Genomic DNA, 23,993 nt, shown 5'->3' with positions numbered 1-23,993 from the left:
TATGTCTGGCTTTATTGATTTTCTTAGCAATGCGTCGGTGATTTTTTGGGTCATCATGTTGTTGTCGGTGGTGATGTGGTGGACGATAGCACGTTGTTATTTACAGTATGCTTTGCAATATCCGGTGCTATCACTGCATTACCAACGCGAATGGGCGCAGTGGCAGGGACAATCTCATTTACTTGCGGTCGCGGTGCGCGATGGCTTTATTTCTGAATTACAAAGTCAGCTCACTCGTAAGCTTATTTTTATTAAAACCTTAACCGGGGTTTTACCGTTATTAGGGTTACTGGGTACGGTCGATGGCATGATTGATAATTTTTCCGTGTTGTCTGACAGTCTCGGTGTATCGGAATTATTTAGTAGTGGGATTGCCCAAGCATTATTAACTACGCTAGCGGGATTGGTGACAGGGTTATCTGGTTTGTTTTTTTGTCATAGTTTGAACAAACGGGCGAATTTATTGACCTTGGATCTCGCCCAAAAATTAGTTGTTAAAGGGATATAAATGAGAACGCGATTTAGCCGAAGTAATAGTGATGCGCTCACTGTTGATTTAACACCTATGATTGATATGGTGTTTATTTTACTTATCTTTTTTTTAGTGACTGCATCGTTTAATAAAATGAATGCGATTGATATTCAACGTCCTGATGGCGCGACCAATGATATGCAAGGGGCGGTCAGTTTAGTTGTGTCTATTGATGCTGAAAGTGGTGTTTGGATTGAAGGTGAACCCGTCGATATTCGTAAATTACGGAGTCGCGTAAAAACCTTGAGCGGTGGTGACCATACTTCGGTGATGTTAAATGCCGATCGCACGGTTGATACCGGTCGTTTAATTGAAGTATTAGATCAAATTAGATTAGCTGGGGTGGACAATGTTGCAGTTGCAACAGCGGGGAAGTAAGCGCTTTCGTTTAATCGCACTAGTACTGGCGGTACTGGTTAATATCAGTTTAGCAGGACTTATTTATTCCCTCACAATTGGCGGGAATAAAGCACCGGTGAACGATCCGATCACGATCAACTTTCGTCAGTTTACTGATTCGAATGTGGAAGAACAGCACGTTACCCCTGAGTTAGAGATGATCCCTGAGCCGAAACCACAGCAAGATATGGTCGCACTGCCACAATCGATACAGCCGAGTTTCGATGTGCAGAACATTAATTTAAACAGCAGCATAACCTTGTCTGCGTTATCAATGCCAACCTTTGACGTATCACCGCAACTTATCGATGTCACAAGCCATATTCAGCCCCAAGTAGAAGTTACGCCCACAGTAGAGACTAATGTTGAACAAACTGCGGTTGGTGAGCCTGAAATTAGTTTTGCAAAAATATTACGTAAAACTGAACCGCAATATCCGTATAAAGCCAAACGCCTCAGGATTGAAGGGTATGTGTTATTACATATCTTGATTAACGATGATGGTCGTGCAGAAGAGATTAAGGTTATCGAAGAAAAACCACGGGGTTATTTTGCTAAAACATCACGTAAAGCGGTACGTCGTTGGCTGTTTGAAAAAGCCCCTGTAGGTACTGAGGTGTGGAAAAAATGGAGAATGAGTTTTGAACTTGAATAAAATGAAGCTATACCGTTCATCATTGTTATCTATTATTTTACTGTGTTCGAGTTTATTGTTGTTATCATTACAGCCTGCGCAAGCACAGCGAGTACCTGCGTCTGTTTATAGCCGTTACGTTAGCTTAACAACTGCCTTTGCTAAAATGTCTGCACAAGACGATAAGCAAAGCAAAGCCAAGATTGAATCTAACAATATTTTGATTAAAGATATCACTGATTTTTATCAACAGCAGCGTGATCACTCGATAGAACGTCAATTGCTGGCCAGTAATTTACAACTGCAAGTTCTGCTTATGCAGCAAGATTATCAGCAAGGCTATCAGGTGGTGAGCCAGTTATTAAGTTTATCGCTAGAACTTGAACAACAATTGACATTCCAACAACTCGCAGCGCAGTTAGCCGCGTCGTTAACAGCAAAAACTGTCGCGACGAAAGGACAAGAAAGCAAGTCGTGGAACTTGGTCGAAAAACACCTTAATGCTTGGTTTTCATTAGTAGATAAATTCGATGACAAACAACGCACCAAATATAAAATCACGACAGCTAAACAAGCCCGTAATGCCGCATTATTAGCGCAAGCGTATTATTTACAAGACAAGCTAACCGCAGCGTTATCTCCAGCAAAACGTGCTTACAAACTTGTGCCAAAGAATGAATCTTATCTTAAATTATTGTTAGCTTTATTACAGCGTTTAGAACAGCATAAACCGCTTAATAAATACCTTGAAATTGCGGTCGTCGATTTTCCTAAATCGAAAGATTATTGGGAACGTCTGGCGTATAGTTACCTGACTTTAGAGCAGAATAAATCCGCGTTATCGACATTGGCGATCACCCGTAATCAAGGTTTTCTCTCGGCACAAGGTTATCGGGTATTAGCTTCGTTATACCTGCAGCAACAACAGCCTCGATTAGCCGCAGCTGTGTACTTAGAAGGCGCGGATAAGCACTTACTTAACCAAGATAAAGCCTATTTTAAAGGTTTGAGCAATGCGTGGTTAATGGCGCGTGAGCGCAGTAAGGCACTCGCTGTTTTAGCTCAAGCTAAATCCGCTGGCATTAAGTTAGCCAAGCAGGATCAACAACAAGCCCAGTTATTGTATTTAGAAGCACGTTGGTCAGAAGCTGAATTAGCGTATGCCGCATTGTTGGATCGTAGTGTTAAGGGAGAAGATAAAAAAACGTTACTTATGACAGATAAATGGCGACTTTTATTAGCCGTCAGCCAAATTGAACAAGGTAAAAAAGCACAAGCGAAAGATAATTTACAACTGTTACAGACCAAACAATACCAAGGTTACAGTAAAGGTTGGCTAGCGCAGCTGTAAGTCATATTCCTTGGTGTTTACTGGGATATTTATCTAATAGTGGCTAAGGCGGAGTTATTAAATGCATTCTATAGTTAAATGATAAAAAATATATAGAAGGCAACCGTAATGAAACTATCTAATATAGTACAGCGTGGTTGGGAAGCCGTTGATAGAGGTGATTTTGATACCTTAGTCGCTGATTACACAGATGATATTACATTTATAATGCCGGGGCAGGAGAATATAGTGAGAGGGCTGATGACGTTCCGCTCTGTGCTAGATCAGCTAGGTGGCTTACTTCCTCCCGGTTTCGAGATTACAGAACTCCGTCAGATTGAAGGAGAAAATGAAGTTGTCTCAATCGTTGAATGGAAATCAAATAAAATAGAGTTCTCCGCATTATCCGTCTTGTTCCGATTTGAAGGCGACAAAATTTATGAGGAAAGATGGTTTGTCGATACTGAACAATGGAAACGCTTGTTCTGAACCATTTTACATGGTGACTTTTTCAGTGCTGAACAAATATGATGAAATATTAAGTTCATTGAATTAGCAGTAGACGTTTGGGTTGGCCTTAAACTGTGAAAAAGTAACGATAGTAAATAAAATAAATAGAGGCTAAGACAAATCCAGCCTCTATATTTACAATATAATTTAAGCTTGTTCGCTTTCTTCAATCATTTCTTCAAGTTGTTCGTTTAAATCCATCCATGTGGTTTCAGCGTCTTCAATCGCTACAACAAACTTCGCTTGATCGCCTAATGCGGTTTTTAGCTTAGCCTTGTTTTGATCTTCATAAATACTGGTTTCACTTAACTGTACTTCAACGGCAGTTAGCTTGTCACCTAAGGTTTCTAGCTGTTTATCTAGCTTCTCTATTTGCTTGCGTACTGGCTGCGTTAGTTTACGTAATTCAGCCGCTTTACGCTTTTGATCTTTCTTTGCTTGCGCACTGTTGACACCTGTATTGATTACTTGTACGGCTTGCTTTTCAACTTTTTGTTGTTCGCTTAACCAGCGATGGTAATCATCCAGATCACCATCAAAGGGTAATACCTTCTTATCGTGTACCAAGTACAGCTCATCGGTCGTAGAGCGTAATAAGTGACGATCATGTGATACTACAACCATCGCGCCTTCGAAGCCTTGTAGGGCCACTGACAGCGCGTGACGCATTTCTAAATCCAAGTGGTTGGTTGGCTCATCAAGCAGCAATAGATTTGGTTTTTGCCATACGATCAGCGCTAGTACTAACCGTGCTTTTTCACCACCCGAGAATGGGCGCACAATATCTAACGCTTTTTCACCGATAAAACCAAAACCGCCTAGGTATTTACGCAGTTCTAATTCAGTTTTTTCTGGCGCTAAACGTACCATGTGTTGCAATGGCGTATCGTCTAAGCGTAAAAATTCTAATTGGTGCTGGGCAAAGTAACCTACTTTTGAATTGGGGTTAACTTCGAGTGTGCCTTTGAGCGGTTCCATTTCAGCAGACAATAATTTAATCAGTGTTGATTTACCTGCGCCGTTACGGCCGAGTAGACCAATGCGACTGCCCGGGACGAGATTCAATTTAATGTTATCTAAAATTGAGGTATCGCCATAACCTGCACATACGTCTTCCATTGTTAACAACGGGAGTGGCAGGGCATCGGGTTTTAAGAAGCTAAAGCTAAACTGTGAATCGGCATTGGCCGCAGAAATAAGCTCCATACGCTCCATCGCTTTAATACGACTCTGTGCTTGTTTAGCTTTTGATGCTTTGTAGCGGAAACGATCGATGTAGCTTTGCATATGAGCAACTTCACGTTGTTGCTTTTCAAACATAGATTGCTGTTGTGATAGTTTCTCGGCACGTTGCTTTTCGAACGAGGTGTAATCACCTGTATATTCGTTTAGCTTTTGGTCTTCAACGTGAATGATCTTAGTAATAATGGCATCGAGGAAGTCACGATCATGTGAGATCAGCATTAATGTACCATCGTACTGTTTTAACCATTTTTCTAACCAAATAACCGCATCTAAATCCAAGTGGTTGGTTGGTTCATCCAGTAGCAATAAATCAGAACGACATAATAGCGCCTGTGCTAAGTTTAAACGCATACGCCAACCACCCGAGAAGCTTTGTACTGGCAGTTGTTGTTTATCTTCCGTAAACCCTAAGCCCGATAAGAGTTCAGAGCAACGGGCGTTAATGCTGTAAGCACCAATCGCATCTAGCTTTCCATGGATTTCAGCTATTTTATTACCGTTATCCGCTGTTTCAGCTTGTGCAAGGTCAGCTTCTAATTGACGGAACTCAATGTCACCATCCAGCACATAATCATGGGCACTACGATCAAGCGCGGGCGTTTCTTGTTTCACACTCGAGACTTGCCAGCTGCTTGGATAGGTTAGACTACCGTTATCCAAACTAATTTCATGGCGAATAAGGGCGAATAGGCTGGATTTACCACAACCATTCTTACCGACTAAACCTACCTTTTGACCTGGGTTGATTTTGGCACTGGTATTCGTAATAAGCGGCTTGCCGCCACGCAGAAGTTCAATATCGCTAGCTATGATCATATGAGGGCTATTAGTAACTATAATTGCGGCGATTTTAACGGATTTACGCGCAGTTTAAAATGTTAAACTTTGAAATTTGTACTAAGAATAAAGTACACTTATAGCTAAACGATGGTAATAGACTAAAGATCAGCAATGATACGCTGATGATTTAAGTTAACTTACGTCGTAAATGACTGGGAGGTTGCAGTGGTTGAACGGAAGAAAAAACGCTTTGTCGCCGGTGCTAAATGCCCGACGTGCAATGAAATAGATGTGATCCAGCTATTTCAAGTGAATGGAGTAGAAACAATTGAATGTGTTAGTTGTGGCTATACCCAAGCACAAGCCGATGGAGAGGTGAGTACCGCCACCCGCGATTTTGAACAAATGATAGGTGTGTTTAAACAATAGTTAGGCAATAGCCTTGTTTAAAGACAACCATATATAGTTAATCAGGAATGAAGAGAATAGATATGTTTATTGAAGCAAACTCAGTAGTAGTACTACACTTCGCAGTAACAGACGATAAAGGCGAACTTATCGATGATACGCGTGATTCATCACCACTGGAATTCTTAATGGGCTCTGGGTACCTTGTTCCTGGTCTTGAAGCTGAATTAGAAGGCCTAGCAGTTGGTAACGAATTTGACGTAACGATCCAACCTGAACAAGGCTACGGTATTTACGATCCTGAACTCGTTCAAGAAGTACCTGCTGAGTTATTTGATGGTGTTGAAGGCGTTGAACCAGGTATGGCATTCAGTGCTGACACTGATGCTGGTCACCGTACAGTTATTGTAACGGCTGTTGAAGACGACGTTATTGTTGTTGATGCGAACCACCCATTTGCGGGTCGTACACTGCAATTTAACGGTGAAATTATCGGTATTCGTGAAGCTACGGAAGAAGAACTAGAGCACGGTCATATTCATGGTGCTGGTGGTTGTGGTCATGACCACGGACACGATCATGATCATGAAGGCGGCTGTTGTGGTTCTGAAGAACCTAAAGAAGAGAAAAAAGACGGTTGCTGCGGCGGTCACTAGTCGTCTTGGGTGTCGTTATTGATTGTCGATGACCCACAATAACAATTAAATTTCGGTTTAATTAAAAGCAAAATGCCAGTCACTGAGACTGGCATTTTATTGTTTACAGTAAATAACCTGCTATTTTGTTCTCGGCAACCACAGTCATTCACGTATTAATAATGCGGTGGCGGTGTCTCATCTGCTTCGCTTGCTAGTCCACTGCCCACTTGCATTGTTTTTATACGACTAATTAAAAAAGTCAGCTGTACTTTTTGATCTTCAAGTATTTTTTGCTGATCAATAATGGCATTATTTAATTGTTCGATAGTGTCGTCTTGAAAACTTAGTTTCATCTCTAAGTCACAAACACGCTCTTCTAATTGCTGAATTTCCATGTTTTTCCACTATGGCTATAATTTTATGAACTAAGTTTAACATGTAATGTCGATTTATTTGAGCTGAAATACTAGGCTAGATAGGATGTAAAATTAAGTAAAGTTGGATGATTTATCATTTTTTACATTTATAGTTGCTAATATCTTGTATGAAAGCATCAAATAGTTATGATAATACTAAGTAGTTATTAGGTATAAGTAACTTAGAACGTAGTTGTGGAATTACACTGCATTATTTTAATTAGGTATTTCGATGAAAAAATTTTTTAAAGTAACGGTACTCGCTTCAGCAGTATCTCTGTTAGCGGCATGTGGTCAAGAAGCACAAGAAGCTCCAGCAGAAAAAGTAACAGACATTAAAGCATACACTGAAGATCAACAAGCGGCTTATGCAATCGGTTCAATCGTTGCGCGCAACTTGGTCGCACCCCTTAAGCGTCAAGAAGAGCTAGGTGCACCATTAGATAAGGAGATTATCGTTAAAGGCATTACTGATGCGTTAAACGAATCTACGCAGTTATCTGATGAAGAATTACAAACTGTATTAAAAGCGTATGACGAGAAAATGAATACGCTATCAACTGAAGCTGCACGTATAGAAAGCGAAAAAGCAGAAGCTGATGCAGAAAATTTCTTTGCTGAAAATGGCAAGAAAGAAGGTATTACCACGACTGAATCTGGTCTTCAATATGAAGTACTAACATCGGGTACAGGCAAGCAAGCAACACCAGATGATACGGTAACAGTGCATTACACTGGCTCATTATTAAATGGTAACGTTTTTGATAGCTCTGTTGAACGTGGCGAACCAGCAACATTTGCACTTAATCGTGTTATCCCTGGTTGGACTGAAGGCGTGGCGCTAATGAACGTGGGTAGTAAGTATAAATTATACATCCCATCTGAATTAGGCTATGGCGCACAAGGTGCGGGTGCAGACATTCCACCAAATTCAACATTAGTATTTGAAGTTGAGTTATTAGAAATTGCTGGTCAAGATAAGAAATAAAACGAATATTAATAATACAATTGCTTACTTTTAGGTGGCTGTTGTTAAATAAAAACCCATTCATATTTGACGATGTGAATGGGTTTTTTATTGGCTGGAGTTAAATCAAATGTACAGTGCTTATTCTGCGTCGACCACTTCGCGATGATAAGTTGATAGGGTATATAACAACTTATCTTCTAATTCAAAGCGTTGTTCTAATAGCTCACCGACTTTTGACATATCGTTATCTAAAGACAACAGAAGTGTATCGTCATCTTGATTTGCTTCAGCGTATTTATCATTGAATTCAACCAGTGCTTCTGTAGTTAATATAATCTTAGGTTGGATTTGTTGTGCGAGGGTAAGACTTTTTGCGCTGTATTCTGCACATTGAGATACGATCTGGTCATAAACTTCAAAGTGACCCGTAGATAAATAATCAATTAAGATTTGGCAGAAGGCTTGTAGTTCATCTTTGCTGGGTAATGCGGCAGTTTTTTCAAATGGGGGTAAGCCTTCGAGTTTGCAATAATCGACAATCAGTGTTTGTCGCTCTTCTAGCCAATGATCGATGGCGTTGTGCGTGCCGCCCCAAGCTTGTTGCGCTTGTTCTAATTTGGTTAACATATGACTTACTCCATGTACCCTTAAAAAAATAAGGTATCCTATTACTAAATTTTTTACCGTAAAACGTCAACACTATTTTATCTGGTCAAACCTGATTAATTAGCATCACAGTAATAGATTTATCTACTAATGGACGATTACTGATTTGAAACTGTTGTATGTCTAATCATAGCACATAAGTGTTTGTTATGAATGATTTTTGGGTTTGTAGAGAGAGCTTGTCAATGAATTGTGATTAAGGTCTCTGATTCTATTAGTACTAATTGCGTAAATTAATTGCGCTAATTGAAACATAGATTGAGTGAGTTGTTATGGGTAATTTAAAGCTGTTGTTTTTTTCTCCGCTAAGTCAGTAATCTTGGCTAAATCTTTTATATTTTGGCGTTAATCCCCTGTTATGATCAACTTGTTGTTAAATTAACGGTGAAAATGGCGTCAGATATTTTGTCAATTGTTGAATAATGTTACAATCACGCCATATTAGAGCCGCAATTCAGGAAAGGATATGAGCGAGTTAAAGAATGATCGTTATTTACGTGCGTTAGCCAAAGAATCGGTAGACCAAACACCAGTATGGATGATGCGTCAAGCAGGCCGTTATTTACCAGAATACAAAGCAACGCGTGCTGAAGCGGGTGACTTTATGTCGTTGTGTAAGAATGCAGAGCTTGCTTGTGAAGTAACGTTACAACCATTACGCCGTTTTCCACTTGATGCGGCTATTCTATTTTCAGATATCTTAACTATCCCTGATGCGATGGGTTTAGGTCTGTATTTCTCAGAAGGTGAAGGTCCTAAGTTTGAGCGTCCGATTACATGTAAAGCAGACGTAGACAAGATTGGTATTCCAGATCCAGAAGGCGAATTACAATATGTAATGAACGCAGTTCGTACTATTCGTAAAAACCTAGATGGTTCAGTACCGCTAATTGGTTTTTCTGGTAGTCCGTGGACGTTAGCAACTTATATGGTTGAAGGTAGCGGTACTAAAACTTTCACTAAAATTAAGAAAATGGCATTCGCTGAGCCACAGACGCTACACTTATTATTAGATAAGTTAGCGGATTCTGTTATCACTTACCTTAACGCGCAAATCGCGGCAGGCGCACAGTCTGTGATGGTATTTGATACTTGGGGCGGTGTATTATCGCCACGAGATTACAAAGATTTCTCACTGCAGTACATGCACAAAATCGTTGATGGCTTAACGCGTTTCAACGATGGCCGTAAAGTGCCAGTGACACTGTTCACTAAGAACGGTGGTCAATGGATCGAGCAGATCGCTGCAACAGGTTGTGATGCGATTGGTCTGGATTGGACAATTGATATTGCAGAAGCTAAAGCCCGTGTCGGCGATAAAGTTGCACTGCAAGGTAATATGGATCCTTCAATGCTTTATGCATCACCAGAACGTATTCGTGAAGAAGTAAGCACGATCTTATCTGGTTTTGGTAAAGGCAATGGTCACGTGATGAACTTAGGTCATGGTATCCATTTAGATGTTGAACCTGAAAAAGCAGGTGTATTCATCGAAGCGGTTGGTGAATTGAGTAAGCCATACCACAAGTAAGCTATAATCAGGTACAGTAGCTTTCACTTGGCTACAGTTATACGGTAATCGAAAACAAAACGGCGTCTATTTGCATAGACGCCGTTTTTTTATATTTTATTTTTAGTCTTAATAATCGTTAGTGAGGTGCCTTGATCATTAATCCGCGTTAACCGCTAATATTTTTTCGGCATTCGCTTTCAGCGTTGGCTGTTCTAAAATATCGTACGCTTTAATCATAACTTTTAAGGCGCCAGTTCGTGACTCTGTATCTGCAAAGTTGTCGATAATATACTGTGCACGCTGGATCGCCGCGATGTAGGCTTTACGCTTCATGTAATATTCTGCTGCAGATAATTCATAACGTGCAAGACGACTTTTAATTGCAATCGCACGCTTTTGCGCATCAGCCACATACTCACTTTCTGGGTAGCGTTTGATCAGGCGCGTGAAGTCATTGAAGGCTGCATTTGCATAACTTGGGTCTCGATCTGAACGATCTATATTAAATAGGTCATGAAATAGGTTATAATCCGCGCCCATATTGGTAAGTCCACGCATATAGTAGACATAGTCTATGTCTTTATGGCTTGGATTTAAGCGAATAAAGCGATCTATATTGGCCAATGCCTGTGCAGTGTCACTATTCTTGTAGTAAGCATAGATCAAGTCTAACTGCACTTGTACTGTGTGAGGGCCAAATGGATAACGCGTATCAAGCGCTTCAAGCGTTTCAATAGCGGAAACAAAGTTACCCGCTTGTAACGATTGTTGGGCGATGCTGTACAGCTCAATGGCTGGTTTATCCGGTACAGTTGGTTCTGATTTTGAAGAACAACCTGTTGCGACAACCAGTGCGAGCGATAGACTTATTGCTAATTTTATTGATTTTTTCATTAGGTTGGATAAGTTCCAAATTGCTTAATGCTAAAAATAATTACGTAGCTAATATGCTACAGCAAAATAAAAGGCTAAAATAGCCTGAATCCTGTAATTATACTGAAAATTAGGACCGAAGAGGGTCCCAGCTACCTATGAGCCAACATATAGAACTTTCTGCCGCTGTTGCAGAACACCAAGTCGGTCAACGTTTAGACCAAGTTTTAGCCGAGATGTTCCAAGATTATTCTCGTTCACGTCTGAAAGAATGGATTCTTGCAGGATTTGTTAGCATTAATGGCAAAATTGTCGTTAAAGCACGCGAAAAAATGCAATTTGGTGACGCGATTATTTTGAACGCGGAAGTTGACGAAGAAGTTCGTTACGAGCCACAAGATATCAAACTTAATATCGTTTATGAAGATGATGATATTCTTGTTATCAACAAACCAGCGGGCTTAGTTGTTCACCCGGGCGCAGGCAACCCAGATGGTACAGTGCTTAACGCATTATTATTCCATTATCCTGACATTATTGACGTACCACGTGCAGGTATTGTTCACCGTCTAGATAAAGACACAACTGGCTTGATGGTAATTGCGAAAACAATTCCAGCACAAACGCATTTAGTAACAGCATTGCAAGCGCGCCGTATTACACGTGAATATGAAGCGATTGTAAGCGGTACTATGACAGCGGGTGGTTTTGTTGATGAGCCTATCGGTCGTCATCCAACTAAACGTACACACATGGCTGTTCGCCCATTAGGTAAAGCGGCTAAAACCCATTACCGTGTGGCTGAGAAATATCGTGCTCATACGTTACTAAGACTGCGTCTCGAATCGGGTCGTACACACCAAATTCGTGTACACATGACTCACATTACGCATTCAATTGTTGGTGATCCGGTATACGCAGGTCGTCCGAAGCCACCTGGTAATGCAACAGATACGCTAATTATGGCTTTACGTGGTTTTGGCCGTCAGGCACTACACGCACGTATGTTGAAATTAGAGCATCCAGTAACAGGTGAAATGATGATGTGGCGCGCAGAGCGTCCGTCAGATATGAATACATTAATTCATATCTTACGTGAAGATACTGCGTTAAACATGATTGATGATTTCATTAGTTAATCATTGATGATGCCTCGTTTTATTCAACCAAACTGGCCAGCGCCGAGTAATATCAAGGCGCTAAGCAGCACTCGTGAGGGGGGCGTTAGTCATATGCCTTATGCAGGACTAAATTTAGGTCTGCATGTGCAAGATGACAGTCAGTTGGTGTGGAAAAATAGGCAGTTGTTAATGACCGCTGCTCATTTACCGCAACAGCCATATTGGTTGAATCAAACTCACAGTATCGATGTTGTTAGTTTAGTGGGGCAATCTCACAATGCGAAGCAACTTCCTGCTGCAGATGCGTCTGTAACACAGATGACGGGGCAAGTTTGTTTAGTGATGACTGCCGACTGCTTACCGCTATTAATTTGCGATAAAGCAGGTACGCAAGTTGCTGCTATTCATGCTGGTTGGCGTGGTTTACTCGATGGTATTATTGAAAATACCATAGTGAAGCTTACTGCTACACCCAATGAACTATTAGTGTGGTTAGGTCCAGCAATTAGCCAAGCTCATTTTCAAGTAGGCAGTGAAGTACGTGATGCCTTTATTACACATGATCCACAAGCAAGCTGTGCGTTTATTGCCGATGGTGATAAATGGTTAGCAGATTTATATTTATTAGCTCGCCAACGTCTACAAGCGTTAACGATTAATGCGGCTGATATTTATGGTGGTGACCACTGTACTTACCGTGAAACTGATTTATTCTATTCTTATCGACGAGATAGCCAAACGGGTCGCCAGGCAAGTTTGATTTACCTTGAATCTCAATAAATAACCCCCAGATAATAACTATGGGTTTTAGTGCCTTGCTAAATATTCCCAGCCAATTAAACGACTATAATTATAGCCACGACCGATAGGACATCGTTATGCGCTTAGATCAACTTACCACTAAATTCCAAATGGCTATTTCTGATGCACAGTCACTTGCTTTGGGTAAAGATAATCAATTTATCGAACCTATACACTTGATGACCGCGTTATTAAACCAAGACCATAGCTCTATTCGCCCATTATTGACAGCCGCAGGCATTGATGCCAATTCACTGCGATGGCAGTTGAATGACGAACTTGATCGCTTACCACAAGTGCAAGGTACCCAAGGTGATATTCAGTTATCGTCTGCATTAAATATGCTATTAAACTTGTGCGATAAATATGCCCAAAAACGTAAAGATAAATTTATTTCTTCCGAGATGTTTGTACTTGCAGGAGTTGAAGATAAAGGGCGTTTAGGGGACTTATTGCGTAAAGCTGGTGGAACTCGTCAACAAGTCGAAGAAGCGATTGATGTGATCCGTGGTGGTGACAAAGTGGATAATCAAGGCGCAGAAGAGCAGCGCGAAGCCTTAACTAAATATACTTTAGATCTGACCGAACGTGCTGAAGTCGGTAAGCTAGATCCTGTGATTGGCCGTGATGACGAGATCCGTCGAGCTATCCAAGTATTACAACGCCGTACTAAAAATAATCCAGTATTAATTGGTGAACCAGGGGTGGGGAAAACCGCGATTGCGGAAGGGTTAGCACAGCGAATTGTGAATGGTGAAGTACCGGAAGGGTTAAAGAATAAACGTGTGTTATCACTGGATATGGGGGCGTTGATTGCAGGTGCCAAATATCGAGGTGAATTTGAAGAACGGTTAAAATCAGTGATCAAAGAGCTGGCGCAAACCGAAGGCCAAACTATTCTGTTTATTGATGAACTGCATACCATGATTGGCGCGGGTAAAGGTGAGGGTGCGATGGATGCAGGAAATATGCTTAAACCGGCATTGGCCCGTGGAGAATTGCATTGTATGGGTGCGACCACCTTGGATGAATATCGCAAGTATATTGAAAAAGATGCTGCACTTGAACGTCGTTTCCAAAAAGTACTGATTGAAGAGCCAAGCGTTGAAGATACCATTGCTATCCTACGTGGTTTAAAATCACGTTATGAACTGCATCATAACGTTGATATTACTGATCCGGCTATTGTAGCGGCTGCGACCTTATCTCATCGCTATATTTCCGACCGTCAATTGCCTGATAAAGCCATTGATCTGATTGATGAAGCTGCATCGTCTATTCGTTTACAGATGGATTCAAAACCAGAATCCTTAGATAAGTTAGAACGCCGTATTATCCAACTTAAAATTGAGCAGCAGGCGTTGGAAAAAGAAGATGATTCCGCCAGTATTAAACGTTTATCGACGATTGCGGAAGAATTGGATGAGAAGCAGGATAAGTTTAACGAATTAGATGAGATCTGGCGGACTGAAAAAGCTGCGCTTTCTGGTACTAAGCACATTAAATCAGCGTTAGATAAAGCCCGTGTTGAGTTGGATATGGCCAGACGTGCGAGTGATTTAAATAAAATGTCAGAACTGCAATACGGCACTATTCCAATGTTAGAAAAACAATTGGATTTAGCCGCCCAAGCTGAAATGCAAGACATGACCTTGTTAAAGCATAAGGTCGGTGAAGCTGAAATTGCCGATATTTTATCGCGTTGGACGGGAATCCCGGTTAACCGGATGTTGGAAGGCGAAAAAGAAAAACTGCTGGCGATGGAAGATAACTTACATCAGCGGGTGATAGGTCAGGCTGAAGCGATTAGCGTGGTATCCAATGCGATACGCCGTAGCCGTGCTGGGTTGGCTGATCCAAACCGTCCGATGGGATCTTTTTTATTTATGGGACCGACGGGTGTTGGTAAAACTGAAGTATGCAAAGCCTTAGCTGATTTTATCTTTGATTCAGACCAAGCCATGATCCGTATTGACATGTCTGAGTTTATGGAAAAACATTCAGTCGCGAGATTAATTGGTGCGCCTCCGGGTTATGTAGGCTACGAAGAAGGGGGTTACCTGACGGAAGCAGTACGTCGGAAACCTTATTCAGTGATTTTATTGGATGAAATTGAAAAAGCGCATCCAGATATTTTTAATATTTTATTACAAGTGTTGGATGATGGTCGTTTAACCGATGGTCAGGGACGTACTGTTGATTTCCGTAATACGGTTATTATTATGACGTCTAATTTAGGTTCGGATATCATTCAAGAGGAATACGGTAAACATGATTATGATACGGTAAAATTACGCTTATTAGACTTACTTGGGCAAAGTTTCCGCCCTGAGTTTATCAACCGTATTGATGATACCGTGGTATTTCACCCTCTGGGTCGTAGCCACATTGAAAAGATTGCCGCTATCCAGTTAAAATCATTAGAAGTGAGACTAAAACAGTTGGGTTATAGTTTGTCGATCACCTCTGGTGCATTAGCAAAACTAGCGGAAGCCGGGTTCGATCCCTTATTTGGTGCCCGACCGTTAAAACGCGTATTGCAAAAGCAGATCGAGAATCGATTAGCCAATGCTATTTTGGCGGGCGAAGTAATACCGGGTAAACAGATTAAGATAAGTGTGGTTGATAATGAGCTAAGCGTCAGCCAATAAATATGAATAGTCATTAACGAATAATGAAAGGAGCCCTGAGTATCAGGGCTTTTTTTTGAATAAAGATTAATTGTTAATCATTAAAACTGCTTTTTGTGTTTTTATTGAAGTTATACGTGATAGTATTTATCTGCGCGTAGTGTTTAACACTATTTCGTATCCACACTAAGTTCGGATGAAGGTAGCAGGAGAGTGGCCAATGTGCCCGCCGAAGAAGTAAATCTTTCAGGCGCTTTATTTCGCAAGAAAAAGCATGGACTGTTACTGGACGAGCCTCTGGAGAGATCCATTAAATTGGACGCCGAAGGAGCAAAGCGACAATGTCGTTGAAACTCTCAGGTACAAAGGACAGAGGATAGGATTATTTTTTTTGCGTACTTTCACGTCTGCTTTTTGCTGTGGCTTTTGCTGTGGTTTTTTTGCTTCGTTTACCCATCTTGAATAATTACATCCTCCTCAGATTCACATTCTCGAGGAATGATTTTTAATGCACTATTTACAATTTTCTTTACTACAAACTGTACCACCTTCTTTATTAGAAACCCTACAAAGCATCGATCATTTTATTTGGGGTCCGCCATTATTATTACTTTTGGTCGGCACAGGTATCTATCTCACCTTACGTTTAAGTTTTTTACAAATCACCAAATTACCGTTAGCACTAAAATATCTGTTCTCTGGAGACAAAGGTGACAGTAAACAAGGTGATATCAGTAGCTTTGCGGCGTTATGTACTGCACTTTCTGCCACAATTGGTACCGGTAATATTGTCGGTGTTGCTACTGCGATTAAAATGGGTGGTCCCGGTGCATTATTCTGGATGTGGGTGGCGGCCTTTTTTGGTATGGCGACCAAATATGCCGAATGTTTATTAGCTGTGAAATACCGTGTTGTTGATGAAAATGGGCAAATGGCGGGCGGTCCTATGTATTATCTTGAGCATGGTTTGGGTAGTCGTTGGCTAGCGAAAGCTTTTGCCCTGTTTGGTATTGGTGTGGCGTGTTTTGGTATTGGTACTTTCCCACAAGTGAATGCTATTACTGATGCAGTTCAGATTTCGTTTAATATTCCGGTGTGGTTATCTGCGGGGATACTGACGGTATTGGTTGCTATGGTGACCTTAGGTGGTATTCGCTCTATTTCAGCTATTGCTCAACGTACTGTGCCCGTTATGGCTGTATGTTATGTATTGGCATCGTTGCTGATTCTATTATTTAATATCGAGGCGGTGCCTGATGCAATTGGTTTAGTGATCAGCAGTGCATTTACTCCAACAGCGGCAACTGGTGGTTTCTTAGGTGCGACAGTTATGTTGGCTATCCAAAGTGGTGTGGCGCGTGGTGTGTTTTCTAATGAGTCAGGTTTAGGCAGTGCTCCGATTGCCGCTGCGGCAGCAAAAACAGATTCCTGTGTGAAGCAGGGGCTGATTTCAATGACTGGCACCTTCTTTGATACCATCATTATTTGTACCATGACAGGTCTAACATTAGTGTTAACTGGGGTATGGAGTGGTGAAACATCCGGTGCAGCGATGACAACGCTAGCATTTGAGCAAGGTTTATCACCGCTAATTGGTCAATACGTCATTACCTTAGGGCTCGTGTTTTTTGCCTTTACCACGATTCTCGGTTGGAATTATTATGGCGAACGTTGTGTGCAATATCTGTTTGGTCAGAGAGGCATTAAACCGTACAAGTATTTTTATATATTGTTGGTGGCTGGTGGCGCATTCCTACAGTTGGACCTGATTTGGATCTTGGCTGATATTGTGAATGGCTTAATGGCTATTCCGAACTTAATTGGTTTGATTGGTCTACGTCATGTGGTGATTGCCGAAACGCGATTATTCTTTGATAAATTAACGCTGGAACAGCAGACGGTATAACCAGTATAAAGAGGCAATAAAGACGTTTTTTATTGCCTAGCTTCAATCCATTAATCCATGATTAAGTGCATATTGGATTAACTCGGCACTGGTTTTTGTATTGATTAACTTCATGATTGAATACTTATGAAACTCGACAGTGCGCGGTGAAATAAATAATTCATCAGCGACTTGGCGTGCGGATTTCCCCTGTGCTAATAAACGTAATACGCTGATTTGACGAGATGATAGCTTTGGTTTATCGGTATTTACTGAGATAGAGGGCGATATATATTCATTCCCCGCTAATACTTGGTTAACAGCTTCGATTAAGCTCTCGCTCGCTTCGTGCTTGAGTACATAACCTTTTGCGCCTGCAGCCATTGCACTTTCGGCATATTCTTGTTCGTCATGCATCGTGAGACAAATTATTTTCACGGTTTTATTAATCCGCTTTAACGCTGCAATAGCCGCAATCCCAGTCATGTCTGGCATACTAATGTCGGTGATCACTAAATTTGGTTGATGTTGTTTAACTAGTTTGATCAATTCTAAGCCATCTTTGGCAATTGCTAAAATTTGATGCTCAGGTTGTAAAATACTGGTGATGCCTTGCGCTACAATCAGGTGATCATCGGCTAAAACTATATTACTCATAATATTCCTTTAAGGTAGGGATCATGATATCAACGATAAAACCACCATTTTTTGGAGAAGTGAATACCGCTGTACCGTTAAATAATTGTGCGCGTTCTTGAATGCTAATTAATCCGATCCCCCCACCTGTTTTATTCAACGTTAGATCGCAACCTATCCCGTCGTCGATAATTTGAAAGTGGAGGTTACCTTCATGGTGTTGCATCAATACAAATACTGCAGATGCTTGTGCATGCTTGGTAACGTTATTTAATGTTTCTTGTAATATGCGGTAAAGATTTAAGGATAGTTCGTTATTAAGCGCTGGAATAGAGTTGAATAAAGTTTGTATATCAATATCTTTAATTGTAGATATTCGGCGGCATTCCGCTTTTAATGCGGTTATTAAACCGAGATCATCTAAGATTGCAGGATGTAACGATCGTGATAAGGCTTGCATATCTTTGGCTAAATCTTGAATCTCATGGTGTAATGCGCTCGCGGACTGTTTTTCACTATCGACAATTAAGGTCTGCGAAAGCGAAGATGCTTTAATGGTTAATAGCGCCATTCGTTGTGAAAAATTATCATGTAGCTCACGGGATAACAGTCGACGCTCGGTTTCTTGGCTATCCATTAAATGGTGTGATAATAATTTGAGTTTTTCATTTTTACGCTGTAACTTTTCCCAATAGGCATAACGTTCGTAAGTACAAGCTAGCATCTGGCCAAAAGCACTTATTCCGGTGATGGCATCTTCATTCCAATGCTCTGGTTCGATATAGCGGCTAGCTGTAATACCACCCCAAATTCGGCCTTGCACACGGAAGGGGACGACAATATGGGCAATAACTCCAGCCATTTCTTTAAGTAGCAATTCATCATGATTGATAATATCGAGCAGATTACCTTCTGCAATAATGAGCTCGCCTTTACTTATCTGATCTAAATAGGGGGAGTAGAGTCCTTGTGCTGGTAATGATACGGGTTTGTAGCCGGGAGCAGCAACAGCAAGTGCACCTTCAAAGCGGTTATCTAGGGTTAGGCGAACCAATGACATACGCTGAACTTGGATATAGGGCAGAAAAGCAGCTAGCGAATACTCAATAGCACTCAGTAAGTCGGCGGTATCGTTTTCCAATAACCAATTAGAAATTTTAGTGGTGAATTGTTTGATACTTAAGTCAGCCTCATTCATCTTTGGCAGCGCTCGCATATGTAGTGTCCTTATTAAGTTTAAGGTATATGTAATTCGTCTCATTACAGTCATATATTATGGGCTTGCCACGTACTATTTGGCTATAAAAAAATAGTGACAGTGTGTAAATCTAGCAATTATACGAGTACCTTTTGACTTCCTTTCACGAATATAATCGAGCTCAATATTCATTATTGTTATTTAGTGCCTAATTCGTAGGTACTGAACTAGCTAATTGAGGAATTAACCTGTGAGTTTAATATCTATGCCCTTTGTGGGCACTGGCTTTAATACGGGATTACATATTGTTGCTGCTGTTGTACTTATCGCAACGGTGGCTGCTGCAGGGATTAGCTTTTGGAAGTTTCATGAGGTTCCTATTCATCAGGCACATAAAAATAGCCATCAACAATTGACGCTGATCACGACATTAACTTGGGTCGGGTTCATTTGGCATTGGGTGTGGGTACTCGCAGTGATTATTGCGTTTGTCGATACAGAACAAGCTATTGCAAAGGTACGTGATATTTGGAAAGCAGAGGGGGATAACTCATGTTAGAAGGTTTAGCTGTCTGGGCATTTCTTATTTATCTATTACGTTTAATCGGGATGCCATGGAATAAATATTCTAAGAGCTTTGCCTATATAGGTGGCTCTGGGTGGTTGTTATTCGTCTGGGTTGGGTTAATTACTTATACACCGATGGATTTATCGGGTGGTTCATTAGTGCAATCGCCACATATTCAGTTACGTCCGGGTTCAACGCAGGTGACCGGCAATATTAAAAAGATCTATGTGAAGCCGAATCAGGCTGTCACTAAAGGTCAACTTATTTATGAACTTGAAGATCAGGTTTATCAGATCGCACTGAATAAGTCTGCTGCGCAAGTGAAGAGTGCTGAAGTTGCGTTAACATCGTCATTAGATGATGTGCGTATTAATGAATCTAAATACGCGATCTCGAATAAAGAGATAAAGATCAACCTCGATCAACAAGCTGAAATAGACGTCGATATGAATTGGAAGAAGACGACATTGCAGCGCTATATTGATCAAAACAAAGTGGCTGCATTTACCATCACTGAAAGTAAGTTAGATGAGCAGAAAACTGCGGTACAAGTTGCGGAAGCTAAATTGACAGTGTTGCAATCTCAAGCTGAAAAATTACTACTAAGTGCACAACAAGCCCAGCTTAATACTATCAAATCCAAACATGCTGTGAATAGTCGTAAAGCTGATTTAGCCAATCAAACCGCAGTGTACGCACAAGCACTGTGGAATTTAGAAAATACCCGTGTGTATGCGCCAGTCGATGGTTATTTAACAAATTTTATTATTCGTGAAGGTCAATACATAGGTGCGATGCCGCGTATTCAAATGTATACCAAAGAAAAATATGTGCTAATGCGTGTTAACCACCAAGCCATTCGCAATATCAAAGTTGGCCAAGGTGCAGAGTTTGCGTCTGCGGTTTACCCTGGTCATATTTTTGCTGCGGAAGTAGAAGGGATTATAGAAGCGACAGGCGAAGCGCAAGGTTCATTGCTGGCAAGAGAAACCTCGGTTCGAGTTACCACGGGACTGAATGTAATGAATAAACATCATTTTGTACGTCTAAAACTGATTGAAATCGAGGATTATGACATTCCTGTTGGCGCTGTTGGTTTAGCCTGGATCAGTGGTGTGAAACCCATTGCGTTTCTTGGTTTCTTAGATGTTATTCGCGGTATTATTATTCGGATGAAATCGCAAATATACTATTTTTACACCATGTAAATAGGTCGTTCAAATGAGAATAAAAAACCGAGTACATTAAGTATTCGGTTTTCGTCAATTCAGTCGTTAGACCGAAGTTGTATCATGCGCTAGAAATACATAATAAAACTGCACGTAAATGTGAGAATTGAGATCTAGGTGTCGTTATCAAATGGGCTCAGTGATTCGCGTTAATCTATACTCAATTGGTGGGATCATCGGAGATGGGTTTAGCTATGCATAAAGAAGTGATTAAGTTTTGGTTTGAAGAGATTAATCCAGCAAAATGGTGGGTTAAAGATATTGAGTTTGATCAAACAATTTTAACCCGTTTTAGTGAGTTACATAAACGTGCCATTGCCGGGGAGTTATTTCACTGGCGTCGAAGTGCAGAAGGGCGGTTAGCTGAAATTATCGTTTTGGATCAATTTTCGAGGAATATGTACCGAGACACCGCAGGCGCTTTTGCTCATGACGGTATGGCATTAGCGCTTGCACAAGAAGCGATAGCTTGCGGTGCTGATCGTGAGTTAACCCAACTACAATGTAGTTTCTTGTACTTACCTTTTATGCATAGTGAATCATCAGTGATCCATCAGCAAGCGATATTTTTATACAAAGAAAATGATATTCAAACTAATCTTGAGTTTGGATTAAAGCATCAAGCGATTATTGAACAGTTCGGGCGCTATCCTCATCGTAATGATATTCTTGGGCGAAAATCTACCGCCGAAGAATTGGCATTTCTGGATACACCGGGTTCAAGTTTCTAATTATTATGCAAAAATACTTAATATTTGCTTCACTTGTTCTGAAACTTGTTGCTGTGCTGACTGAGTTTTATGATGGGTATCTTCACTGTGATTTTTCAGCGCCTGCATTTGATCATTTACGATACTAATATGGCTGACTTGCTGATGAGTATTATGACGACTATTAGCTGCGTTTTGTTGTGATTGTTCAGATTGCTGAATGACGCTATTAATTTGTTTGTGCACGTCCTGAGCATTATCTAACTGTTGTTGGCAGCGTTCTGCGATATGCACAACTTCATGTTCGAGTGATGTGCTCGAACTATTTAATTGAGTTAGAAAAATGCTGATTTGTTCCAGTGCTTGCTGGGTTTTTTTCGATAAATTACGCACTTCGTCGGCAACGACTGCAAAACCACGCCCTTTCTCACCCGCCCGTGCAGCTTCAATTGCCGCGTTGAGTGCCAATAAATTGGTTTGATCAGCGATATGATGAATTGAGGCGACTATGGTTTCGACATTTTCCATGTTGGTATTTAAGGTTTTAATGGCTTTTAAACTGTCAGTCCCCGCTTGCTTAGTCTGCTGAGTCGCTGAGCTGAAATCGATAATCTGACTCGCTGCATTATGCATTTTTTGATTGGTTTGCTGGGTTAAGTCGTGCACCGACTGGGTCTCGGTATCAATTTTCTGTGCTAATGCATTAATTGCTGAGACGCCACTACTTATGTCTCCAATGGTACCACTGCTGGCTTGTGAGTATTGGCTAATAGATTGGAAGTCATCTTGCAGTGAATTTAATGCATGTGTTACTTGCTCCACTTGATTAAGTTTAGCAACTTGCTCTTGTTTAACGTTATCAAGTAGCTGGTTAAAATGTAAGGCGATTAAACCTATTTCACTTTTATGATCGGCAAAGGTCAGACGTTCACGGGTATTACTTTCCACTAAAGAGGCAAGGGCTCTATCTAGCTTAATTAACGGTTTTACGACCCAATATTTCTGAGCATAAAACAAACTAATACCAAGTAAGATCAAACTGAGAGCGATCACGGCAAGGTATAAATAGGTGTTTTGTCTTTGTGCGTTGGCATAGTCATTAACGGGTTTCTCTAATGCTAAGATAGCGGCTTGAATATTACTGATTGCCGTTAAAACGAGTTGTTGGTTATGTGTTTGCTCAGAAATAACGATTTTAGTATTCAATAGTTCTTTTGGATAACGACTAATAAGACTGTTTAGTTCATTGGTAATATCAACTATTAAAATAGTTTCTTCATCTTCTTCGTCATTTAAGAAGTTATCGTCCTCAATCGTAAGTTTAGTGCTGGTGTCATAACGACTCAATTGAGACAATTCGTTAATCAGTAGACCTGTTTCTTTCACTACGAGTAATAATTCTTTCCATTGCGATGCTTGTAACTGATTAAAATAGCGTTGACGCTGATTGACCAAGTGGGCGAGAGTTGCTTGTATATCACTAATTAGAACGAGATCTTGTTGACGTAACGGTATCTCACTTTCTAATAACCGACGCTTTAATAGCGATAAATTGTCCGCCAGTTCTTTTTCGTTAAAATTCAATAACTGAAAATTATCAGAGGCGAATTTACCCGATGACCGTAAAGGTCCTTCAACGAGACTTGCAAATTGATTGAGTTCTTTGCTTAATATTGTGGTATCAATGGCACTGGCCAGTTGCTGAAGTGAATTGATCAACTGACTGATAATTTGTTCGGACTGCTGTAAATCTGCAGTATTGCCTTGTTGTAAATAATCTGAGATCGAGTGGTTTAATTTAATCGTGACTTGTTCTTTCATTCGCGCAAACATCGAGTTTTGGTGATCAAGACGATTAAGCTGTTGGTGGCTACCGTAAAGGTTATAGGTCATTAAGAGTGAAAGGCAGATTAAAGTAAGGGAACTGATCCGAGAAAGAGTTGTAATACGCAAGGTCATCATCCTGATAAGCTATCTATATTGATGCATTGCAGTGTAAAAGCGAAAGATGACAGTTATATGAATATAGCTTTGTTTATCGATGTTTAGAGTTATTACGTAGATTAGTGACTATTTCTATCATTATATGATGCAGATCTCGTTGTTAGCGGCGGTTATCTTCTATATAAGGACTATTTTGTCATTGTTCACGACTAAAAAGTCTTAAAATGTCACTTTTTGAGTGTTTTTTAGTCTAATTAAGTGAAAGTGTCATAAAGTTTAGTAAATCACTTGCCAATGAAGCTCTGTTATCTATAATGCATCCCACTGACACGGCAATAGCCGCTCAGTATGCTCTTT

The 23,993-nt window shown here is 40.6% G+C and carries 23 protein-coding genes and 1 riboswitch; of the genes, 16 read left to right on the top strand and 7 right to left on the bottom strand.

From position 1 onward, the window contains the following. Window position 1: 1 nt before the first annotated feature. From BT797_RS11370 to BT797_RS11350, 5 genes are all read left to right on the top strand, one after another. Window positions 2-508, top strand: coding sequence for a MotA/TolQ/ExbB proton channel family protein (locus BT797_RS11370; RefSeq protein WP_045111899.1), 507 nt, complete (start codon window positions 2-4; stop codon window positions 506-508). Continuing rightward, window positions 509-910 carry an ExbD/TolR family protein gene (locus tag BT797_RS11365; protein WP_045111898.1) on the top strand — a complete coding sequence of 134 codons (402 nt, stop codon included), beginning with the start codon at window positions 509-511 and terminating at the stop codon, window positions 908-910. It begins immediately after the preceding gene. Next, window positions 882-1,586 carry an energy transducer TonB gene (locus tag BT797_RS11360; RefSeq protein WP_075472132.1) on the top strand — a complete coding sequence of 235 codons (705 nt, stop codon included), beginning with the start codon at window positions 882-884 and terminating at the stop codon, window positions 1,584-1,586. The genes BT797_RS11365 and BT797_RS11360 overlap by 29 nt, the downstream gene beginning before the upstream one ends. Then, window positions 1,573-2,916, top strand: a complete 1,344-nt coding sequence (locus tag BT797_RS11355) for a tetratricopeptide repeat protein (protein WP_045111896.1) — start codon at window positions 1,573-1,575, stop codon at window positions 2,914-2,916. The genes BT797_RS11360 and BT797_RS11355 overlap by 14 nt, the downstream gene beginning before the upstream one ends. 108 nt (window positions 2,917-3,024) lie before the next feature. Next, entirely contained in the window at window positions 3,025-3,384 is a 360-nt protein-coding gene (locus BT797_RS11350; RefSeq protein ID WP_045111895.1) for a nuclear transport factor 2 family protein, read from the top strand. Window positions 3,385-3,552: 168 nt separating this feature from the next. On the opposite strand, the gene BT797_RS11345 is transcribed toward BT797_RS11350, so the two are convergent. Further along, the gene (locus BT797_RS11345; protein WP_075472130.1) at window positions 3,553-5,466 is read right to left on the bottom strand and encodes an ABC transporter ATP-binding protein; all 1,914 of its coding nucleotides are present in this window, start codon (window positions 5,464-5,466) and stop codon (window positions 3,553-3,555) included. A gap of 189 nt (window positions 5,467-5,655) precedes the next feature. On the opposite strand from BT797_RS11345, the gene BT797_RS11340 reads away from it, so the two are divergent. Together BT797_RS11340 and slyD are read left to right on the top strand one after the other, a co-directional pair. Beyond that, window positions 5,656-5,859, top strand: coding sequence for a YheV family putative zinc ribbon protein (locus BT797_RS11340; protein WP_045111893.1), 204 nt, complete (start codon window positions 5,656-5,658; stop codon window positions 5,857-5,859). Between the two features lie 62 nt (window positions 5,860-5,921). Next, window positions 5,922-6,494, top strand: a complete 573-nt coding sequence (gene slyD, locus BT797_RS11335) for a peptidylprolyl isomerase (RefSeq protein ID WP_045111892.1) — start codon at window positions 5,922-5,924, stop codon at window positions 6,492-6,494. Between the two features lie 155 nt (window positions 6,495-6,649). Here slyD and BT797_RS11330 read toward each other — a convergent pair whose 3' ends face one another. Continuing rightward, complete coding sequence (locus BT797_RS11330) at window positions 6,650-6,871, bottom strand: SlyX family protein (protein WP_045111891.1); 222 nt, start codon at window positions 6,869-6,871, stop codon at window positions 6,650-6,652. A 253-nt stretch (window positions 6,872-7,124) separates the two neighbouring features. Here BT797_RS11330 and fkpA point away from each other — a divergent pair, with 253 nt between their 5' ends. Then, on the top strand, window positions 7,125-7,880 hold the full coding sequence (fkpA, locus tag BT797_RS11325; RefSeq protein WP_045111890.1) for an FKBP-type peptidyl-prolyl cis-trans isomerase: 756 nt from the start codon (window positions 7,125-7,127) through the stop codon (window positions 7,878-7,880). 120 nt (window positions 7,881-8,000) lie between these two features. Here the strand turns inward: fkpA and BT797_RS11320 are convergent, their stop codons facing one another. Next, complete coding sequence (locus BT797_RS11320) at window positions 8,001-8,489, bottom strand: Rsd/AlgQ family anti-sigma factor (protein ID WP_045111889.1); 489 nt, start codon at window positions 8,487-8,489, stop codon at window positions 8,001-8,003. Between the two features lie 505 nt (window positions 8,490-8,994). Between BT797_RS11320 and hemE the strand changes: the two genes are divergently transcribed. Further along, window positions 8,995-10,059 carry a uroporphyrinogen decarboxylase gene (gene hemE, locus BT797_RS11315; protein WP_045111888.1) on the top strand — a complete coding sequence of 355 codons (1,065 nt, stop codon included), beginning with the start codon at window positions 8,995-8,997 and terminating at the stop codon, window positions 10,057-10,059. Window positions 10,060-10,197: 138 nt separating this feature from the next. Here the strand turns inward: hemE and bamD are convergent, their stop codons facing one another. Then, window positions 10,198-10,935: an outer membrane protein assembly factor BamD gene (bamD, locus tag BT797_RS11310; protein ID WP_045111887.1), complete on the bottom strand. Its 738-nt coding sequence runs from the start codon at window positions 10,933-10,935 to the stop codon at window positions 10,198-10,200. Between the two features lie 137 nt (window positions 10,936-11,072). Between bamD and rluD the strand changes: the two genes are divergently transcribed. The 4 genes from rluD (at window position 11,073) to BT797_RS11290 (ending at window position 17,372) form a co-directional block, all read left to right on the top strand. Next, window positions 11,073-12,053 carry a 23S rRNA pseudouridine(1911/1915/1917) synthase RluD gene (gene rluD, locus BT797_RS11305; protein ID WP_045111886.1) on the top strand — a complete coding sequence of 327 codons (981 nt, stop codon included), beginning with the start codon at window positions 11,073-11,075 and terminating at the stop codon, window positions 12,051-12,053. A 6-nt stretch (window positions 12,054-12,059) separates the two neighbouring features. Continuing rightward, the gene (gene pgeF / locus BT797_RS11300; RefSeq protein WP_045111885.1) at window positions 12,060-12,815 is read left to right on the top strand and encodes a peptidoglycan editing factor PgeF; all 756 of its coding nucleotides are present in this window, start codon (window positions 12,060-12,062) and stop codon (window positions 12,813-12,815) included. A 98-nt stretch (window positions 12,816-12,913) separates the two neighbouring features. Beyond that, window positions 12,914-15,487, top strand: coding sequence for an ATP-dependent chaperone ClpB (gene clpB, locus BT797_RS11295; protein WP_045111884.1), 2,574 nt, complete (start codon window positions 12,914-12,916; stop codon window positions 15,485-15,487). Window positions 15,488-15,753: 266 nt separating this feature from the next. Further along, window positions 15,754-15,849, top strand: a riboswitch (glycine riboswitch). 125 nt (window positions 15,850-15,974) lie between these two features. Beyond that, window positions 15,975-17,372 carry an alanine/glycine:cation symporter family protein gene (locus BT797_RS11290; RefSeq protein ID WP_075472128.1) on the top strand — a complete coding sequence of 466 codons (1,398 nt, stop codon included), beginning with the start codon at window positions 15,975-15,977 and terminating at the stop codon, window positions 17,370-17,372. Window positions 17,373-17,414: 42 nt separating this feature from the next. Here BT797_RS11290 and BT797_RS11285 read toward each other — a convergent pair whose 3' ends face one another. Further along, on the bottom strand, window positions 17,415-18,008 hold the full coding sequence (locus tag BT797_RS11285) for a response regulator (RefSeq protein WP_075472126.1): 594 nt from the start codon (window positions 18,006-18,008) through the stop codon (window positions 17,415-17,417). Beyond that, a complete protein-coding gene (locus BT797_RS11280; RefSeq protein WP_075472124.1) occupies window positions 18,001-19,203 on the bottom strand; it encodes a GAF domain-containing sensor histidine kinase in 1,203 nt (400 codons plus the stop codon). Before BT797_RS11280 ends, BT797_RS11285 begins: the two co-directional genes overlap by 8 nt. A 247-nt stretch (window positions 19,204-19,450) precedes the next feature. Here BT797_RS11280 and BT797_RS11275 point away from each other — a divergent pair, with 247 nt between their 5' ends. The 3 genes from BT797_RS11275 (at window position 19,451) to BT797_RS11265 (ending at window position 21,713) form a co-directional block, all read left to right on the top strand. Beyond that, window positions 19,451-19,744: an MFS transporter gene (locus tag BT797_RS11275; protein ID WP_075472158.1), complete on the top strand. Its 294-nt coding sequence runs from the start codon at window positions 19,451-19,453 to the stop codon at window positions 19,742-19,744. Continuing rightward, window positions 19,738-20,961, top strand: coding sequence for an HlyD family secretion protein (locus BT797_RS11270; protein WP_075472121.1), 1,224 nt, complete (start codon window positions 19,738-19,740; stop codon window positions 20,959-20,961). The genes BT797_RS11275 and BT797_RS11270 overlap by 7 nt, the downstream gene beginning before the upstream one ends. Window positions 20,962-21,164: 203 nt before the next feature. Beyond that, entirely contained in the window at window positions 21,165-21,713 is a 549-nt protein-coding gene (locus BT797_RS11265) for a DUF924 family protein (protein ID WP_244534176.1), read from the top strand. Window positions 21,714-21,716: 3 nt separating this feature from the next. Here the strand turns inward: BT797_RS11265 and BT797_RS11260 are convergent, their stop codons facing one another. Then, window positions 21,717-23,651, bottom strand: a complete 1,935-nt coding sequence (locus BT797_RS11260; RefSeq protein WP_244534183.1) for a methyl-accepting chemotaxis protein — start codon at window positions 23,649-23,651, stop codon at window positions 21,717-21,719. Window positions 23,652-23,993 lie beyond the last annotated feature (342 nt).

It is taken from the genome of Moritella viscosa (assembly GCF_900120065.1).
GTDB classification, from domain to species: Bacteria; Pseudomonadota; Gammaproteobacteria; order Enterobacterales; family Moritellaceae; genus Moritella; species Moritella viscosa.
The sequence above is the reverse complement of the archived record's forward strand: the minus strand, read 5'-3'. Positions and strand labels throughout refer to the sequence as shown.

Bases quoted from the DNA above. Each gene is read 5' to 3' on its own strand.
- BT797_RS11370 (WP_045111899.1), top strand. From the start codon at position 2: ATGTCTGGCTTTATTGATTTTCTTAGCAATGCGTCGGTGATTTTTTGG.
- BT797_RS11365 (WP_045111898.1), top strand. From the start codon at position 509: ATGAGAACGCGATTTAGCCGAAGTAATAGTGATGCGCTCACTGTTGAT.
- BT797_RS11360 (WP_075472132.1), top strand. From the start codon at position 882: ATGTTGCAGTTGCAACAGCGGGGAAGTAAGCGCTTTCGTTTAATCGCA.
- BT797_RS11350 (WP_045111895.1), top strand. From the start codon at position 3,025: ATGAAACTATCTAATATAGTACAGCGTGGTTGGGAAGCCGTTGATAGA.
- BT797_RS11345 (WP_075472130.1), bottom strand. From the start codon at position 5,466: ATGATCATAGCTAGCGATATTGAACTTCTGCGTGGCGGCAAGCCGCTT.
- slyD (WP_045111892.1), top strand. From the start codon at position 5,922: ATGTTTATTGAAGCAAACTCAGTAGTAGTACTACACTTCGCAGTAACA.
- BT797_RS11330 (WP_045111891.1), bottom strand. From the start codon at position 6,871: ATGGAAATTCAGCAATTAGAAGAGCGTGTTTGTGACTTAGAGATGAAA.
- fkpA (WP_045111890.1), top strand. From the start codon at position 7,125: ATGAAAAAATTTTTTAAAGTAACGGTACTCGCTTCAGCAGTATCTCTG.
- BT797_RS11320 (WP_045111889.1), bottom strand. From the start codon at position 8,489: ATGTTAACCAAATTAGAACAAGCGCAACAAGCTTGGGGCGGCACGCAC.
- hemE (WP_045111888.1), top strand. From the start codon at position 8,995: ATGAGCGAGTTAAAGAATGATCGTTATTTACGTGCGTTAGCCAAAGAA.
- bamD (WP_045111887.1), bottom strand. From the start codon at position 10,935: ATGAAAAAATCAATAAAATTAGCAATAAGTCTATCGCTCGCACTGGTT.
- rluD (WP_045111886.1), top strand. From the start codon at position 11,073: ATGAGCCAACATATAGAACTTTCTGCCGCTGTTGCAGAACACCAAGTC.
- pgeF (WP_045111885.1), top strand. From the start codon at position 12,060: ATGATGCCTCGTTTTATTCAACCAAACTGGCCAGCGCCGAGTAATATC.
- clpB (WP_045111884.1), top strand. From the start codon at position 12,914: ATGCGCTTAGATCAACTTACCACTAAATTCCAAATGGCTATTTCTGAT.
- BT797_RS11290 (WP_075472128.1), top strand. From the start codon at position 15,975: ATGCACTATTTACAATTTTCTTTACTACAAACTGTACCACCTTCTTTA.
- BT797_RS11285 (WP_075472126.1), bottom strand. From the start codon at position 18,008: ATGAGTAATATAGTTTTAGCCGATGATCACCTGATTGTAGCGCAAGGC.
- BT797_RS11280 (WP_075472124.1), bottom strand. From the start codon at position 19,203: ATGCGAGCGCTGCCAAAGATGAATGAGGCTGACTTAAGTATCAAACAA.
- BT797_RS11275 (WP_075472158.1), top strand. From the start codon at position 19,451: ATGCCCTTTGTGGGCACTGGCTTTAATACGGGATTACATATTGTTGCT.
- BT797_RS11270 (WP_075472121.1), top strand. From the start codon at position 19,738: ATGTTAGAAGGTTTAGCTGTCTGGGCATTTCTTATTTATCTATTACGT.
- BT797_RS11265 (WP_244534176.1), top strand. From the start codon at position 21,165: ATGGGTTTAGCTATGCATAAAGAAGTGATTAAGTTTTGGTTTGAAGAG.
- BT797_RS11260 (WP_244534183.1), bottom strand. From the start codon at position 23,651: ATGACCTTGCGTATTACAACTCTTTCTCGGATCAGTTCCCTTACTTTA.